Here is a 15,199-nt window from a genome sequence, read left to right as displayed (position 1 = left end):
TTCACTTGTAGATAAAGCCGACGACGCCGTGATAGCGACCGTTGGGCTTGTCCGTCTGCATGGTGCCGTAGACGCGATTGACACGCCCAAGGAACATCCCGGCGCCATCGCTCGGAGGGTTGAAATTGTCGTCCGGCTTGGCGAGATCATTGCGTGCCACTGGCCGCGCCAGGTAGGGCGTGATGATGATGACGAGCTCGCTTTCGTTGCGCACGAAGTCCCTGCTGCGGAAAAGCGCGCCGAGCACGGGGATCTTGGTGAGGCCAGGCAAGCCCGCAACGGCTTGGCGAACATCATCGCGGACGAGACCCGCGATCATCATCGAACCACCTGACGGCAATTCAACGGTCGTGTCGGCAAGTCGCTTGCGGAGCGACAGCATGGACATGCCCTGCAAGTTCAGTGCCGACTTGCCTCCTCCTTCCAGCGTGCCGGCACCTTCCGTTGTCGGCTCAGACACAGAAGTTCTGACCTTCAGACTGATCCGACCCGCCGACAGCACCACAGGCTGGAACTCAAGGCCGATGCCATATTCGATTTTGTCAAAAGTATATGTCGTTTGACCCGTCTGATTGTCCGTCGATACGTTGCTCGAGCGTCCGGAGACAATATTGTACTCGCCGCCAACCTTGAACGTAGCCTTCTCGCCTGAAACGGCAGTCAGAGTCGGTTCGGCAAGCGTTTTCATTACGCCGCTTTGTTCCATCGCGTTGATATAGGCCTGCAGACTCGACGTAGCGAACCCCAGGCCCGAGGTCTGCGAAAGCGGCTTACCCAATCCATAGTTGGGCGAACTAAGTGCGCCCCAGCTGATGCCGTTGCTATCGCCGCTGCCGATCATGTTGACGCCCAGTTGCTTCATCACGGAGCGGCTGACTTCGGCCACCGTCACCTTCAGCGTGACCTGATCGTCGCCGATGATCTGCAAGAGATTGACGATCTTGGAGACACGGCGCTCCTGGTCCGGGTTGTTGATGTCGACGCCGCTCTGGGACGACCCACCCGCCGCGGTCTGCGAATATTGTCCCGTCGTCGCTTCGCCGCCCGAGACGAAGATCGTCGCCAGGTCGACGGCCCGTTTTGCGTCAAGCGGCGTGTCGACGGTGCCGGTCAGGATGACATTGTCGTTCAGTAGTTCCACCTTGACGGCCGAGGTCGGAAGGAACCGCTTGATATAATCCTCCAGGCCAGCGACGTCGCGCTCGACGGCCAGGTCCAGGCTGGCGATCTGTTCGCCGTTCGGCCCAAACACGAAGATGTTGGTTTCGCCGACCGCCTTGCCGAAGAGGTAGATACGCCTTGCGGTGCGGGTCACCGCGTCGGCAACGGAGGGATTGGCGACAAGAATGTCGTAGGCGTCACTCGGCAGGTCTATGACCACGGACTTGTTGAGGCCAAGCTTGACGCGCTGGGTGGCTGTCGTAGCCGAGACCTGCGTGTTCTTCGCCTCGACGTCCCGCACATTCGCTCCGACGAGCAGCAGGCCTATTGCCGTGGCTACGATTGCCGGCAGTTTAGCGCTTAGCCTCATTTCCTTGCCCCTACTTCGGAGACTTCGCCCGACTTGATCAGCCTCACCGTTCCCCGGCGGCCATTGCCGGAAACGAGATAGTCGGCCTCGCCCACATTCTTTTCCTGGGTGTCCGTGATCGCCCGCAGCGCCAGGGTCAGGCGATCCGCCATCTGCTGGGCAACGGTGATGATCTCCGCCTGTTTGGGTGTCAGCTCCAGCGTGGCGGTCTGGCCGACCCTGGTCTTCTTGCCTTCCTCGTCTTCCTGGATGGTCTGGTCGATTGCCAGGACGCGGATATTCTTGAGGATGGTCTCGGTGTTGAAGCCGGCGCCGCCGGTGCTGGCATCGGCCCTGCGGGTCATGATGACGTCGACGAAATCGTTTGGAAGGATGAAGCCGCCGGCCGAAGTGTCCGCCGATATCGCCGTTGCGACCGCCCGCATGCCGGAGGGCAGGATGGACGACATGAAGCTTTGCCCCTCGCCGATCAGCTTGGAGCGCCGCACGGGCTCACCGGCGTACATCGCCACGCGGGCAACCGACCCCTTCAGTTTCTCCAAAGCGTCGGGAGCGGTGGCCTTGGTGATGAAATTCGCGTTGATGCCGCTAGCTGGCCAGGATTGCCAGGCAATGTTGTTTTCGAGTTGGGCGCCCATCGCGACATCGCCAGAAAGCACGAGCACGTCCTGCAGGGGAACCTCTGGAGCCTTCTGGCCGGAATCGACGACGATCTGGGGCGGCGGGGCGGCGACCATGTTCTTCGCCACATAGCCAGCACCGCCCGCCGCGGCCACCGCCACGCTCAGAATTATCAATCGGGATGCTGGCATCTGTCCGAACCCTCGCCCTTGGCAAACCATGTAGCCAGGCCGGACTTTGCAGCGGCAATCGTCAAAACAAGGTTAATGTAATGCTTACGATCGTGATTAATTTAAGGTTTACATAAATTAGACGGATCACGCGCGATGCGCGGAAATGCTGGGCCGCAGCCGCAAAGCCGGCGTGCAAGCCCATGTCAGGCGACGAAAAAATGTGATGAATTCAGCTCGCCAGCCTTGCTAGCGCCCATACCATCAACGGGGAATCGGGATAGGTCAGGAGGCCACCCAGGCCGAGTGCGATCCCGTAGGGAACACCGGCCGACTCTTCCGCAAAATGACGCAGGAATGGATTGCGACCGGTGAAAACCGCCAGCGGCGATTTCCGGTAAAGCAGGATCGCGATCGTCAGAAGGCCGCCGATGATTGTGGAGGAGACAAGATACTCGACGAGATTCACGTTAAGTCCCATCCACACGGCCGTGCCGGCCAGCAGCTTGGCATCGCCGCCGCCCATGCCACCCAACGCGAACAGACCGAACGTCACGGCCAGGACGATGGCGCCGGCCGCGAAGTGCCATCCGTAGGCAGCCCAATCCATGCCCGTCAGCGGCGCCACCAGCGCGAAGACGACCACAAGCAGCACCGGCACTCGGTTGGCGATCGTCATCGACAGCATGTCGGAGATCGCGGCAAACAGCATGCAGAACGGAAAGACGACGAAAATCAGGGCTTCAAGCATCGGCGATTGTGCCTATCGTGCGGATTCCACAGAACTCAATCTAGGCTGTTTCGATTAACGATTGATGAGGTCCGGGGTGAAAAGACGACTGTTTCCGCTGCGCCCCCGATAAAGGTAAAATAATACAGGAGCCGCCCTGGGGCGGCCCCTGTCCAGAATGCAATCCGAGCGATCAGCAATAAGCAGATCAGCTGCCGCCAGCGCTGTTCAGCGAGCTTCCGATCGAAGTGAACTTGGCGTTGATTGCATTGCCGAGCGCGCCGGCGCCGGTGATGATGGCGAGCGCGATGAGAGCGGCGATCAGACCATATTCGATAGCGGTCGCGCCGGATTCGTCCTTCACGAAACGTGCAAAAAGGTTAGACATTTGAGAGCTCCTACTCCACGTGTTACAGCACTTCCGTCAACTTCTGTGATGGTTGATCGGATGCTGGCAATCTAGGGAGAAGCTCTTTCGATCGGCTTAATAAACAGCCTTACCGATTCCTTTCCCGGCTTGAACCAAGTGCGTGGTTAACTCCATCCTAAGCGCTGGCTAATATCCGGTTTCGCGGGTCAACGCGGTGAAAGGCAAGGGCTTGGGGCGTTCGCAACTCCTGCGCGGATTCGCCCGTGCGCGCAGCCATGCCGACGGCCGGGCACGGCGGCGGCAAGCCGACTTAACCGTTGATTCACCAATCTCGTTCATGGTCCGTTGAACAGTCCGCTTGCGTGGAGCGCCTTGATGGCCGTGCCGAGATCCTCAATCCTGATTGCCGCACTTCTTGCCGCCGCCAGCTTGGTTACGCCCGCCAGGGCTGGCGCCGACATCGAGGTCACCATGAATCAGGCCAAGATCGTGAAGCTGTCGCGCCCCGCCGACACAATCGTCGTGGGCAACCCGGCAATCGCCGACGCTTCGGTCCAGGATGCCTCGACGGTCGTGCTCACCGGCAAGGGTTTCGGTGTCACCAATCTCGTCGTTCTCGACCAAGACGGCAGCCCGATCGTCGACGCACAGGTTACCGTGGTTCGCCAGGCAGCCTCGTCGGTCCGCATTTACCGGCGCGCGGAGGTCCAGACCATGTCGTGCACGCCCTATTGCGAAAGCTCCTACAAGAGTGAAGCGGAGAAATCGTCCGAAGCCGAGATGAGCGTCAGCAAATAGGCTGCGCGGGCCGCGCCATCGCCCTGGTTACCGCCTGGTTAACACATCCGCGCCGACTTTAGCGATCATTCAAACCGGACCTCAATTGGTTTGCGCTAATACCTGTCGGCGTCGTCCAGGGGTGGCAGGAACATCGCATGAGCAAGGAATTCGGCTCAACAGGTCAAGGCAAGAAGGAGCGCGGCAGGTCTGTCAGGCGCTTCGTGCGCGACCGGCGCGGCAGCACGGCGCTGGAGTTCGCGCTGCTTGCCATGCCGTTCGCACTCCTGGTGTTCGCCATCCTTGAGAGCTGCATCTCGTTTGCCAGCCAGGAGGTGATGGCCAACATCACCGACGATGTCGCGCGCCGGCTGCGCACCGGCCAGCTGAGAGCTGCCGACATCGCCGGAAACAGTTTGAAGAACATGATCTGCGACAAGCTGGAGATTATCGTTTCCCAGGATTGTCCCAATCAGTTGAGCGTCGATCTTCGCCAATACACGACATTCGCCGACGCGGCTCTGGCCGGCTTCAGGATCCAGAGCGGTAACATCCAGCTGACCAAGAGCGGAGCCGATGTGCCGTTTACCGTTACAGCGGGTGCGGCGGAGTCAAAGAACATGCTGCGGGTCTTTTACAAATGGCCCATCATGACCGATTTGATGGCGCAGTCCATGGGGGGCAACAAAACCCTGCATTTCGCTTCGGTGACCTGGCAGAACGAACCGTTCGACAATTGAGACCATCGCGGAAGCACCAACAAGAAAAAAGGCAACGAGCATGATGCGTGCGGGGGCACATCTGGAAACTGCAGGGCTCTGGGGCAAATCGGTCCGGTTCTGGTCCAATCGCCGCGGCGTCGCGGCGGTCGAATTCGCGCTTATCGCGCCTGTCCTGCTGATCATGTATTTCATGACCATGGAGGCTTCGCAGGCCATAGAGACGAGCAAGAAGGTCAGCCGCGTCGGCAGCATGGTCGCCGATCTCGTCACGCAACAGCCGACCATCGTCAAGGCGGACCTCGATGCCATCATGAAGATCGGCACCGTAACCCTTCTACCTTACAACCGCTCGGTGCCGGACATCACCATCACCGCCATAAAGGTCACCACCGATGCCACGCCAAAGGTGCAGGTGGTGTGGTCGCGCAAGGTAGCCGGCGGCGTGTACGGCGTCGGTGCGGCGGCGGACTCCGACACAACGGTTCCAACAGCGCTCAAGGTCCCCGGGACCTTCCTCGTCCGCGTCGACAGCACACTGGGCTACAAGCCGATCATCGGCTGGACGACCGATAGCCAACAGAAGCTTGGGTTTGTCGAGACGCTCGCCAAAGGCATGACGATGAGCGAAACCTATTATCTGCGTCCCCGCAGAAGCGTCACGATTCCTTGCGGCGACTGCTGAAGACCCTATCGCCGCCCGCCATCGATCGACACCAGGCGCACGATGGCCTCCGCCGTCGCATAGTCCCTTGAAACCACGGGCATGAAACCGCCGGTATGCTTCGATTCCAGAAGGTCGTAGACATCCGGCGTCGTCGATTTGAGGTTGGTAAGGAACACGGTCAGCCGACGTTTGGCTTCCGGATCGAGATCGCTGCGCACCGCATGGGGACCGTATCTCAACAGACCCGACGTCCACACGACCTGAAGTGCCGACGCCGAAAGGCCGGATGCCTCGAGCCTTGCCTGCGTGCCGCCGGGCAGCCGCGGCTGACGGTCGGCCGCTGCCCTCACCCAGCCGAACATGGCGTCGGCCTCGCCGTCGACAAGCATGGTTTCGGCCGCCGACGCCGAGGGGGCATGGACAAGAAACGGTGCATCCTCGGCAATCACGACGTGTTCGGCGGCTAACCCCGCCAAGGGCAGAAGCGAACCGCCAACGTTGTCCTGCGGCGGCATGGCGATCCGGTGGGTCTCCATATCGGCCAAGCCGGGCAGCTTGCCATCCCTGGTCAGCAGGACCGAGCGGATGCCGGCCGCGCCGTCTGAATCGACCGGAGCCACGAGCGGCTCGATGCATCCGCAGCGTTGCAGCGCCGTGGCGTAGGCGGTCGTCGAGTAGATGGCGTATTCGATCCGCGCATTGGCCTGTGCCTCGATCAGTGCCGCATAATCGCGGGCGACGACGAATTCGACCTTCATGCCGAGCGCATCGGTAAAGGCTTGCGTCAACACCGCCAGCCCCGGAACGGTACTGCCGGCGCCGGGTTCGGCGACGATGCCGATGCGGAATGTGCCGATATCGTCGCGCCAGTCAGCCCGCGCCGGCCCACACCAGAACGCTGCGTTCACGGCCATGAGAGCAGTCCATGCCTTGAGTGCAGCCTTCATGACAGGACCACCTTGCCCTCTGTTCCGTCCATGAGATGCCCAACTCGTCGCGACACTCAACCTTCACGCCTGTATCCGCGCCCTTTTGGGCGATATGGATCCCTACCTTGTTCCATGTCGTTTTCCCAAAACCGCTACGCACTTTTGGGCGACATGGACTTGACCATCGCGCCAGGCCGTTGCCGTTTGGTTTCCGAATTGCCAAGGCCGCCGTGGAACCCTATGTCTGGGGCTCGACACTGGCAACAAACGATCCGATGGCGCGCGCTTTCCTCTTTGTCCTGGACTCCTTCGGCATCGGCGGCGCGGCCGACGCTGAACGCTATGGCGACGCCGGCGCCAACACGCTGGCGCACATCGCCGAGGCTTGCGCGGAAGGGCGCGCGGATCGCGAAGGCCTTCGCCAGGGACCACTGTTCGTTCCCCATATGGCATCGCTGGGACTTGGCAAGGCCGCCGAGACGGCGACAGGACTGGGTTTTACGCATTTCGGAACGGACCTGCTCGCCAGTGCCTTCCATGGGGCGGCGCAAGAGATTTCCAGCGGCAAGGACACGCCTTCCGGCCACTGGGAGATCGCAGGCCTGCCGGTGCGCTTCGACTGGGGCTATTTCCCGGATACGGTTCCCGCCTTCCCGGCCGACCTGACCGAGGCGATCATCCGCCAGGGAAAGGTGCCGGGTATCCTCGGCAATTGCCATGCGCCAGGTACCGAGATCATCCAGCGGTTCGGCGAAGAGCACATCCGCACCGGCAAGCCGATTTGCTACACATCGGTGGATTCAGTCCTGCAGATCGCCGCGCTTGAGACCCATTTCGGCCTGGAGCGGCTTTATGAATTGTGCCAGGTGGTGCGCCGGCTGGTCGACCCGCTGAAGATCGGACGGGTCATCGCGCGTCCGTTCGTCGGCGAGACACCAGCCACCTTCGAGCGGACCTACAATCGCCGCGACTACGCTGTGCCGCCACCCGAGCCGACATTGCTCGATCGGCTGACGGCGCGTGGCAGTCGCGTCATCGCCGTCGGCAAGATCGGCGACATCTTCGCCCATCGCGGGATTTCGCACGTACGCAAGGCGGCGGGCAACATGGCCATGTTCGACCAGGCGCTGGCGGCGATGGACGAGGCCACCGACGGCGACCTCGTCTTCGCCAATTTCGTCGATTTCGATACCGAATTCGGCCATCGCCGCGACGTCGCCGGTTATGCCGCCGCGCTCGAGGCCTTCGACCGGAGGCTTCCGGAGGCATTTGCGAAGCTGAAGCAGGGCGACCTTCTCATCCTGACCGCCGATCACGGCAACGACCCGACCTGGCGCGGCACCGATCACACGCGTGAACGCGTTCCGGTCATCGGCACTGGACCCGGCCTCAAAGGCGGCGACATAGGGCTGAGGGCGACATTCGCCGATATCGGCGAGACGGTTGCCGAACATCTCGCGCTGACGCGCGGGCGCAACGGCACATCCTTCCACGCCTCGATTGGTGGCCATGCCTGAACTACCGGAAGTCGAAACGGTCCGGCGCGGTCTGCAGCCGGTCCTGGAAGGTGCCTATCTGGCCCGGGTCGAGATGAGACGGCCCGACTTGCGGTTTCCCTTCCCCGAACGGTTTTCGGAGCGGCTGACCGGCAGGACGATCACCGCGCTTGGGCGGCGGGCCAAGTATCTGACCATGCACCTGCGGGGCGGTCCGGTGCTGATCTGCCATCTCGGCATGTCGGGCTCCTTTCGCATCGAGACCGGCGGCGATGGCGAAACACCGGGCGTGTTCCATCATGAACGCTCGAAGAGCGCGGCGCACGACCATGTCGTGTTCCATGTCCTTTCCGCCGCCGGTGCACGATCACGTGTGATCTTCAATGACCCGCGCCGCTTTGGTTTCATGCTGTTTGCGGACGAGCCGCCGGAGACGCATCCGATGCTCGCCGGACTGGGCGTCGAGCCCACCGGCAATGCGCTGGATGGCGTTCTGCTTGCCTCGCTGCTGAAAGGCCGCAGATCACCGCTCAAGGCAGCGCTTCTCGACCAGAGGCTGATTGCCGGCTTGGGCAATATATATGTCTCGGAGGCGCTCTGGCGCGCCGGCCTGTCACCGCTGCGGGAGGCGGGCACCATAGCCAGGCCAGGCAAGAAGGCCAGGGAACAAAGCGAACGCCTCGCCGAAGCGACCCGTTCGGTCATATCCGATGCCATCGCGGCCGGCGGGTCTTCACTGCGCGACTACGTGCACACAGACGGATCGCTGGGTTATTTCCAGCATTCCTTCGCCGTCTACGGCCGCGAGGGCGAGCCTTGCCCGAAACCCGGTTGCGGCGGCCATGTCGAACGTATCGTGCAGAGCGGACGCTCGACCTTCTATTGCCGGACGTGTCAGACGTGAGCTATAGCAATTCCACGAAAAGTGCGCAGCGGTTTTCCGTCCGGAATTGCGTGAAAACAAAGAGTTAGAGCGGTTCAACGATTCTACCAAACACTGAACCGCTCCAGACCGGTGTCGAGCAAGGATGAGCAGCCAATGGCCTATGAGACGATCATCACCGAGAGGCGCGGCAAGGTCGGGCTTATCACGCTGAACCGGCCAAAGGCGCTCAATGCGTTGAATTCCCAGATTCTTGCTGAACTCGTCGCAGCCGTCAACGTCTTCTGCGCCGATCCCGGCATCGGTGCCATGGTTGTCACCGGTTCCGACAAGGCCTTTGCCGCCGGTGCCGACATCAAGGAAATGCAGGCAATCTCCTACGCGGATGCCTACAGCCAGGACTTCTTCGCCGGCTGGGAAGACTTCACGCGGGCACGAAAGCCGATTGTCGCGGCGGTGGCCGGCTATGCCCTGGGAGGCGGGTGCGAACTGGCGATGATGTGCGATTTCATCATCGCCGCCGACACGGCGAAATTCGGCCAGCCCGAGATCACGCTCGGCGTCATCCCCGGCATGGGCGGGTCGCAACGGCTGACCCGGTTCGTTGGCAAATCGAAAGCGATGGACATGTGCCTGACCGGACGGATGATGGATGCCGCGGAGGCTGAACGTTCAGGCCTTGTGTCGCGGGTCGTTCCAGCCGGCGAGCTGGTCGAGGAAGCCGTCAAGGCGGCGGCCAAAATTGCCGATTTCTCGCTGCCGTCGGTGATGATGGCCAAGGAAGCCGTCAACCGCGCCTATGAGACGACGCTTGCGGAGGGATTGCGCTTCGAACGCCGCCTGTTCCACTCGCTTTTCGCGCTCGAGGACCAAAAGGAAGGGATGGCCGCGTTCACAGAAAAGCGGAAGCCCAATTTCACCAACCGGTAGGGCATTGCGGGCCACGATCGAAACCCGTGGCGTCGGCCAAAAAGAACGCCCGGCGGCGTTGACGCGCCGGAAAAGCTGAACTATAAGCCGCACCAACCGAGGCGGCCCCGTGGCTGCCCGTTTGTTTTTTGCGCCCTGCGGCACGCCGCGTGCGCCGACCAGATCAGAAGAGAGGCATCATGGCCAACACATCCTCGGCCAAAAAGGCAACGCGCAAGATCGCCCGCCGCGCAGCGATCAACAAGAACCGCCGCTCGCGCGTGCGAACCTATGTCCGCCAGGTCGAGGAGGCACTCGCCTCGGGCGACAAGGACGCCGCACAGGCCGCCTTCAAGGCCGCCGAGCCGGAATTGATGCGCGCCGCGACGAAGGGCGTGATGCACAAGAACACGGCATCCCGCAAGGTGTCGCGCCTTGCCCAGCGCCTCAAGGTGCTGTCCGCCTGACATCGTCTTTTCAGGACGATCTTGTTCGAACCCGGCCGATCGCGCCGGGTTTTTTCGTTTGCCGGCAAGTACTTAAAAAGAATAGCCGCGAACAACTGCAAAGGCAGAGCCCAGAGTTCGAAATGCTTTGCCGGCACATACATGCCCGCTGAGGATCGGCACGCTTGAAAAGCGGCGCCTAGAAAAACTTCCCTCGACAGAAATAGCCGTTATTTTTCAGATAATTAACGATGGTGATCCACAGCTTGTCCACAACGTGCCGAAGGGACGAGAGGACAACTGGCTGTCAAGAGAATTATTTCAGAAAATTTCGCGCCGGCCCGGCTTTTTCATATTCGTCGGAAAAGGGTTTGAATCACAATGGCTTTGTCAAAAGCTGCCGCGGCGGCATGGCGCTCCAACCCGCCCGAGGTAACCAGATTCCTTAAAAATCCGTTAGACGTGGCCTTGCCCTATCCACAACGATTTCGGTAATGTCGATCTATCGAAAGGGACGGGCCTCTGGCCTTAACCCAGCCTGACGCAGTCAGCTTAAATTGGCGGGATTTGTGACGCGGATCAAGTCCGTGGACGGGTATGGTTTGCTCTTTTTCGATACGGTAGGGGACGGGCGTAAACAAGACATGGCAGGTAGGACGGCGCGCCGGCGGCTCTTTCGCCGGACGGTGTTGTATTGCCCTGACATACCCAACGCGGACCGGCTTCCATGGGCCGGAACCGGTTCCCCTGGTTGGTGGGCGACGTTCATTGCCGGCGGCGGCAACGGGCATCGAGCGAAGACACGGTCGCTGAAAAGGATGCAGGAGGCGCATCTCCAGCGAAAAACAGGTACAGAAAGGCAAGGAACTCGATCATGCAGAGCGGCATCGAAAGGGAGCTTACGGGCGACCTCCCATTTCCTGGAACTTTGATTGGAGCAAACGAGATGGCGGTCTCCAGCGACGCGGAACAGAAGTTCGACCGGGTCAAGGCCCAGTTGAAGGCGCGCCTGGGAACGGAAGTCTATTCCAGCTGGTTTGGCCGCATGAAGGTCGCGGAAGCCTCCAAGGGCATTGTCCGCATCTCCGTGCCCACTGCATTCCTGCGCTCCTGGATCAACGGCCACTATCACGATCTCATTTCCGAGCTGTGGAAGCACGAAGATCCCGAGCTTCTCAAGATCGAGATCGTCGTGCGCACAGCGACCCGTCAGGGGCGCAACCAGCCCGAACCCGAATTGGCGCCCGCGCGCAAGACGACGCGGCAGACGCAGACGGCGCTGGCCGCCGGAACCGTCAGCCCAGGCCGGGTGGAGCGGTCTTCCGTGCCGCGCCCGGGTGTGCCGGCCGAGAGCGAGTTCCGCCACAATGTGCTGGGATCGCCGCTTGATCCGCGTTACACGTTCGGCTCCTTCATCGAAGGACCCTCGAACCGCGTGGCCTTCGCCGCCGCCAAGGCCGTGGCGGAATCGCAGTCGAGCGCTGTGCGCTTCAATCCGCTTTTCCTGCATGCCACCGTCGGGCTCGGCAAGACGCACCTGTTGCAGGCCATCGCGGCGGAATCGCTGAAGCAGAACCCGAAATCGCGCGTCGTCTATCTCACCGCCGAATATTTCATGTGGCGCTTCGCCACGGCGATCCGCGACAACAACGCATTGACGCTCAAGGAGCAGCTGCGCGACATCGATCTCCTGATCATCGACGACATGCAGTTCCTGCAGGGCAAGTCGATCCAGCATGAATTCTGCCATTTGATCAACATGTTGCTCGACAGCGCCAAGCAGGTCGTCGTCGCCGCCGACCGGCCACCGTCGGAGCTGGAATCGCTCGAGCCGCGGGTCCGTTCACGGCTCAATGGCGGCGTCGCGCTCGAAATGTCGGCTCCCGATTTCGCCATGCGGCTCGGCATGCTCAAACTGCGCCTAGCCACCGCCAGGATCGACGATGCATCGCTCGACATTTCCGAAGAAATCCTGAACCACGTTGCCCGCACCGTGACCGGCAGCGGTCGTGAACTGGAAGGCGCCTTCAACCAGCTGTTGTTTCGCCAGTCGTTCGAGCCGCAGATCACCATCGACCGCATCGATGAGATCCTCGGCCACATCTATCGTACCGGCGAGCCGAAGCGGGTCCGCATCGAGGATATCCAGCGCATCGTGGCGCGCCACTACAACGTCTCCAAGACAGAATTGCTGTCCAACCGGCGCACGCGCACCATCGTGAAGCCGCGGCAGGTCGCCATGTACCTGTCGAAGGTTATGACGCCGCGCTCGCTGCCGGAAATCGGGAGGCGTTTCGGCGGCCGCGACCATACGACGGTGCTGCACGCCGTGCGCAAGATCGAGGACCTTTCCGGCGCCGACAACACGCTGGCGCAGGAACTGGAATTGCTGAGAAGGCTGATCAACGACCAGGCCTGACCGGCCGGAAACCGCCCGCTTGCCGGCTTGGCCAGCTTTATCCCCAGAAAGCCCGCGTAACCGGCCCGAACCGGTGGCGCGGGCTTGCGCTCACTGGTTTTTTCCTGTCAGTTTGCGTAGATTCTGAAGCCTGTTCAGACCTTTCGCGGGGCACCGGCGGCCGGAGACCCGTTCATTCATTGAAGCGAGCCTGTTTCGTCATGCGTGTTATCCTGGAACGGTCAAATCTCCTGAAATCGCTCAACCACGTGCACCGCGTGGTCGAGCGGCGCAACACCATACCGATCCTGTCCAACGTGTTGCTCAGCGCCGAAGGCGCCAGCCTCGAAATGAAGGCCACCGACCTCGACCTGGAGGTGACGGAAGCGACGCCGGCCAAGGTCGAGCGCGGCGGTGCGACGACAGTCCCCGCACACCTGCTCTATGACATCGTTCGCAAGCTTTCCGACGGCGCCGAGGTGATGCTTAAGACGGACGAGGACGGCAATGCCATGACGGTGACGTCGGGCCGCTCGAGCTTCCGCCTGCAGTGCCTGCCGCAATCCGACTTTCCCGAGCTCTCGGCCGGATCCTTCTCGCATATCTTCCGTCTCGACTCGGTGGCGCTGAAAGGCCTGATCGAGAAGACGCAGTTCGCCATCTCCACCGAGGAGACGCGCTACTATCTCAACGGCATCTACCTGCACACGCATGAAGTCGGCGGCAAGCTGAAGCTGCGCTCGGTGGCAACCGACGGCCATCGCCTGGCGCGCGCCGAGATCGACGCACCGGCGGGTTCGGAAGGCATGCCGGGCATCATCATTCCGCGCAAGACGGTGAGCGAACTGCAGAAGCTGGTCGACGATCCGGATGTCGCCGTGACAACCGAACTGTCCGACACCAAGATCCGCTTCACCATCGGCAGCGTCGTCCTGACCTCGAAGCTGATCGACGGCACCTTCCCGGACTATCAGCGGGTCATTCCGACCGGCAACGACAAGAAGCTGATCCTCGACCGCCAGAGCTTCGCGGCCGCCGTCGACCGCGTCTCGACCATCTCTTCCGAGCGAGGCCGCGCGGTGAAACTCTCGATCAGCGAAGGCCAGGTGACGCTTGCGGTCAACAATCCGGATTCGGGCAGCGCCACGGAAGAACTTGCGGCAGACTATTCCGCCGAACCGATCGAGATCGGCTTCAACGCCAAATACCTGCTCGACGTCGCCGCGCAGCTGACTGGCACGGAAGCCAAGTTCATGCTGGCCGATGCCGGTTCGCCGACGCTAATCCATGACATGGCCGACGAGACCGCGCTTTACGTGCTGATGCCGATGCGGGTATAGCCGGCGCGGCGTCGCCTGGCGATACGACCAGCGGCGGGCGGTGACTTCCAGAGGCGAATAGCGGTTGCCGGCACAAACCCACATAAGTAAGCTTACACTTACCAATTTTCGCAACTATGCGACGCTGGCGATAGATGTTGCTCCCGGCGCGGTGATCTTTTCCGGCGACAATGGTGCCGGCAAGACCAACCTCCTCGAAGCGATCTCCTTTTTGACGCCGGGGCGCGGGTTGCGCCGCGCGCCTTACGGGGATGTCGCACGTGAGGGTGGCGATGGCGGGTTCGCGCTGCATGCCCGCCTCGACGGACCAGACGGCGATGTCGAGATCGGCACCGGCATTTCCGGAGGCGACACAGCGGAGAGCGGCAGGCGGGTGCGCATAAACGGAGCCGCCGCTCGGGCCGAGGACATGCTGGAGTGGCTGCGGGTCGTGTGGCTGACGCCAGCGATGGATTCGTTGTTCACCGGGCCGGCCGCGGATCGCCGGCGCTTTCTCGACCGGCTGGTGCTGGCGATCGATCCCGGACATGGCCAGCGTGCGCTCGACTACGAGAAGGCGATGCGGGGCCGTAATCGCCTGCTGACGGAAGGCTCACGCGATGTCGGCTGGTTCGAGGCCATAGAGACACAGATGGCGGAAACCGGCGTGGCGATCGCCGCGGCGCGGACCGAGATGGTGCGGCTGCTCGCCGCCATGATCGGCAGGTTGCCCGACACGGGGCCGTTTCCGCAGGCCGATATCGGCCTCTCGGGCGACCTCGAGGCCGAAATCGCCGGGACACCGGCGGTCGATGTCGAGGAGCGGTTCCGGCGCGCTCTTGCCGACGGCCGTGACCGTGACCGTGCCGCCGGACGCACCCTCGAAGGGACACACCGTTCAGACCTCGTTGTCCGGCACCGGCCCAAGGCCATGCCGGCCGAACTCTGCTCGACTGGCGAGCAGAAGGCCCTGCTGGTCGGCATCGTGCTGTCGCATGCCCGGCTGACAGGCGAAATGTCCGGCCTGACGCCGATTCTGCTGCTCGACGAGATCGCGGCGCATCTCGATGGCGGCCGGCGCGCGGCGCTGTTCTCGATCCTGGAGGAACTGAACTGCCAGGCTTTCATGACGGGAACCGACGCGGCGCTGTTTTCCAGCCTGCATGGCCGCGCGCAGTTCCTGACGGTCGACCATGGCACGGTTGGGCCAACCGAAGACGCCTGACAAGGTTTT

15 protein-coding genes are annotated in these 15,199 nt (G+C 61.9%); 10 read left to right on the top strand and 5 right to left on the bottom strand.

Going from position 1 to position 15,199, the window contains the following annotated elements:
* Window position 1: 1 nt before the first annotated feature.
* From LB556_RS13620 to LB556_RS13605, 4 genes are all read right to left on the bottom strand, one after another.
* Window positions 2-1,531 carry a type II and III secretion system protein family protein gene (locus LB556_RS13620; protein WP_224567799.1) on the bottom strand — a complete coding sequence of 510 codons (1,530 nt, stop codon included), beginning with the start codon at window positions 1,529-1,531 and terminating at the stop codon, window positions 2-4.
* Entirely contained in the window at window positions 1,528-2,343 is an 816-nt protein-coding gene (gene cpaB, locus LB556_RS13615; RefSeq protein WP_224567797.1) for a Flp pilus assembly protein CpaB, read from the bottom strand. The genes LB556_RS13620 and cpaB overlap by 4 nt, the downstream gene beginning before the upstream one ends.
* A gap of 211 nt (window positions 2,344-2,554) precedes the next feature.
* Window positions 2,555-3,073 (bottom strand): prepilin peptidase, encoded by a 519-nt coding sequence (locus LB556_RS13610; RefSeq protein ID WP_224567795.1) that lies wholly within the window; start codon window positions 3,071-3,073, stop codon window positions 2,555-2,557.
* Between the two features lie 187 nt (window positions 3,074-3,260).
* Complete coding sequence (locus LB556_RS13605) at window positions 3,261-3,440, bottom strand: Flp family type IVb pilin (protein ID WP_224567793.1); 180 nt, start codon at window positions 3,438-3,440, stop codon at window positions 3,261-3,263.
* Between the two features lie 357 nt (window positions 3,441-3,797).
* Between LB556_RS13605 and LB556_RS13600 the strand changes: the two genes are divergently transcribed.
* The 3 genes from LB556_RS13600 (at window position 3,798) to LB556_RS13590 (ending at window position 5,603) form a co-directional block, all read left to right on the top strand.
* A complete protein-coding gene (locus LB556_RS13600; protein ID WP_224567790.1) occupies window positions 3,798-4,220 on the top strand; it encodes a pilus assembly protein N-terminal domain-containing protein in 423 nt (140 codons plus the stop codon).
* 137 nt (window positions 4,221-4,357) lie between these two features.
* The gene (locus LB556_RS13595; protein WP_224567788.1) at window positions 4,358-4,939 is read left to right on the top strand and encodes a TadE/TadG family type IV pilus assembly protein; all 582 of its coding nucleotides are present in this window, start codon (window positions 4,358-4,360) and stop codon (window positions 4,937-4,939) included.
* Between the two features lie 40 nt (window positions 4,940-4,979).
* The gene (locus LB556_RS13590; RefSeq protein WP_224567786.1) at window positions 4,980-5,603 is read left to right on the top strand and encodes a TadE/TadG family type IV pilus assembly protein; all 624 of its coding nucleotides are present in this window, start codon (window positions 4,980-4,982) and stop codon (window positions 5,601-5,603) included.
* 5 nt (window positions 5,604-5,608) lie between these two features.
* On the opposite strand, the gene LB556_RS13585 is transcribed toward LB556_RS13590, so the two are convergent.
* Window positions 5,609-6,532 carry a phosphate/phosphite/phosphonate ABC transporter substrate-binding protein gene (locus LB556_RS13585; protein ID WP_224567784.1) on the bottom strand — a complete coding sequence of 308 codons (924 nt, stop codon included), beginning with the start codon at window positions 6,530-6,532 and terminating at the stop codon, window positions 5,609-5,611.
* Window positions 6,533-6,789: 257 nt separating this feature from the next.
* On the opposite strand from LB556_RS13585, the gene LB556_RS13580 reads away from it, so the two are divergent.
* The 7 genes from LB556_RS13580 (at window position 6,790) to recF (ending at window position 15,190) form a co-directional block, all read left to right on the top strand.
* The gene (locus tag LB556_RS13580) at window positions 6,790-8,031 is read left to right on the top strand and encodes a phosphopentomutase (protein WP_224568112.1); all 1,242 of its coding nucleotides are present in this window, start codon (window positions 6,790-6,792) and stop codon (window positions 8,029-8,031) included.
* The gene (mutM, locus tag LB556_RS13575; protein ID WP_224567782.1) at window positions 8,024-8,914 is read left to right on the top strand and encodes a bifunctional DNA-formamidopyrimidine glycosylase/DNA-(apurinic or apyrimidinic site) lyase; all 891 of its coding nucleotides are present in this window, start codon (window positions 8,024-8,026) and stop codon (window positions 8,912-8,914) included. The genes LB556_RS13580 and mutM overlap by 8 nt, the downstream gene beginning before the upstream one ends.
* A gap of 135 nt (window positions 8,915-9,049) precedes the next feature.
* A complete protein-coding gene (locus tag LB556_RS13570) occupies window positions 9,050-9,823 on the top strand; it encodes an enoyl-CoA hydratase (RefSeq protein WP_224567780.1) in 774 nt (257 codons plus the stop codon).
* 179 nt (window positions 9,824-10,002) lie between these two features.
* Entirely contained in the window at window positions 10,003-10,269 is a 267-nt protein-coding gene (gene rpsT / locus LB556_RS13565; protein ID WP_224567778.1) for a 30S ribosomal protein S20, read from the top strand.
* Window positions 10,270-11,194: 925 nt separating this feature from the next.
* Window positions 11,195-12,667, top strand: coding sequence for a chromosomal replication initiator protein DnaA (dnaA, locus tag LB556_RS13560; protein ID WP_224567777.1), 1,473 nt, complete (start codon window positions 11,195-11,197; stop codon window positions 12,665-12,667).
* A 200-nt stretch (window positions 12,668-12,867) separates the two neighbouring features.
* Complete coding sequence (dnaN, locus tag LB556_RS13555) at window positions 12,868-13,986, top strand: DNA polymerase III subunit beta (RefSeq protein ID WP_224567776.1); 1,119 nt, start codon at window positions 12,868-12,870, stop codon at window positions 13,984-13,986.
* A 64-nt stretch (window positions 13,987-14,050) separates the two neighbouring features.
* The gene (recF, locus tag LB556_RS13550; protein ID WP_224567775.1) at window positions 14,051-15,190 is read left to right on the top strand and encodes a DNA replication/repair protein RecF; all 1,140 of its coding nucleotides are present in this window, start codon (window positions 14,051-14,053) and stop codon (window positions 15,188-15,190) included.
* The last annotated feature ends 9 nt before the right edge of the window (window positions 15,191-15,199 follow it).

Source organism: Mesorhizobium sp. ES1-4, from assembly GCF_020164745.1.
In the GTDB taxonomy this organism is placed as follows: domain Bacteria; phylum Pseudomonadota; class Alphaproteobacteria; order Rhizobiales; family Rhizobiaceae; genus Mesorhizobium.
The sequence above is the reverse complement of the archived record's forward strand: the minus strand, read 5'-3'. Positions and strand labels throughout refer to the sequence as shown.

Bases quoted from the DNA above. Each gene is read 5' to 3' on its own strand.
- rpsT (WP_224567778.1), top strand. From the start codon at position 10,003: ATGGCCAACACATCCTCGGCCAAAAAGGCAACGCGCAAGATCGCCCGC.
- LB556_RS13610 (WP_224567795.1), bottom strand. From the start codon at position 3,073: ATGCTTGAAGCCCTGATTTTCGTCGTCTTTCCGTTCTGCATGCTGTTT.
- LB556_RS13570 (WP_224567780.1), top strand. From the start codon at position 9,050: ATGGCCTATGAGACGATCATCACCGAGAGGCGCGGCAAGGTCGGGCTT.
- LB556_RS13620 (WP_224567799.1), bottom strand. From the start codon at position 1,531: ATGAGGCTAAGCGCTAAACTGCCGGCAATCGTAGCCACGGCAATAGGC.
- LB556_RS13600 (WP_224567790.1), top strand. From the start codon at position 3,798: ATGGCCGTGCCGAGATCCTCAATCCTGATTGCCGCACTTCTTGCCGCC.
- LB556_RS13595 (WP_224567788.1), top strand. From the start codon at position 4,358: ATGAGCAAGGAATTCGGCTCAACAGGTCAAGGCAAGAAGGAGCGCGGC.
- mutM (WP_224567782.1), top strand. From the start codon at position 8,024: ATGCCTGAACTACCGGAAGTCGAAACGGTCCGGCGCGGTCTGCAGCCG.
- dnaN (WP_224567776.1), top strand. From the start codon at position 12,868: ATGCGTGTTATCCTGGAACGGTCAAATCTCCTGAAATCGCTCAACCAC.
- dnaA (WP_224567777.1), top strand. From the start codon at position 11,195: ATGGCGGTCTCCAGCGACGCGGAACAGAAGTTCGACCGGGTCAAGGCC.
- LB556_RS13585 (WP_224567784.1), bottom strand. From the start codon at position 6,532: ATGAAGGCTGCACTCAAGGCATGGACTGCTCTCATGGCCGTGAACGCA.
- LB556_RS13605 (WP_224567793.1), bottom strand. From the start codon at position 3,440: ATGTCTAACCTTTTTGCACGTTTCGTGAAGGACGAATCCGGCGCGACC.
- LB556_RS13590 (WP_224567786.1), top strand. From the start codon at position 4,980: ATGATGCGTGCGGGGGCACATCTGGAAACTGCAGGGCTCTGGGGCAAA.
- cpaB (WP_224567797.1), bottom strand. From the start codon at position 2,343: ATGCCAGCATCCCGATTGATAATTCTGAGCGTGGCGGTGGCCGCGGCG.
- LB556_RS13580 (WP_224568112.1), top strand. From the start codon at position 6,790: ATGGCGCGCGCTTTCCTCTTTGTCCTGGACTCCTTCGGCATCGGCGGC.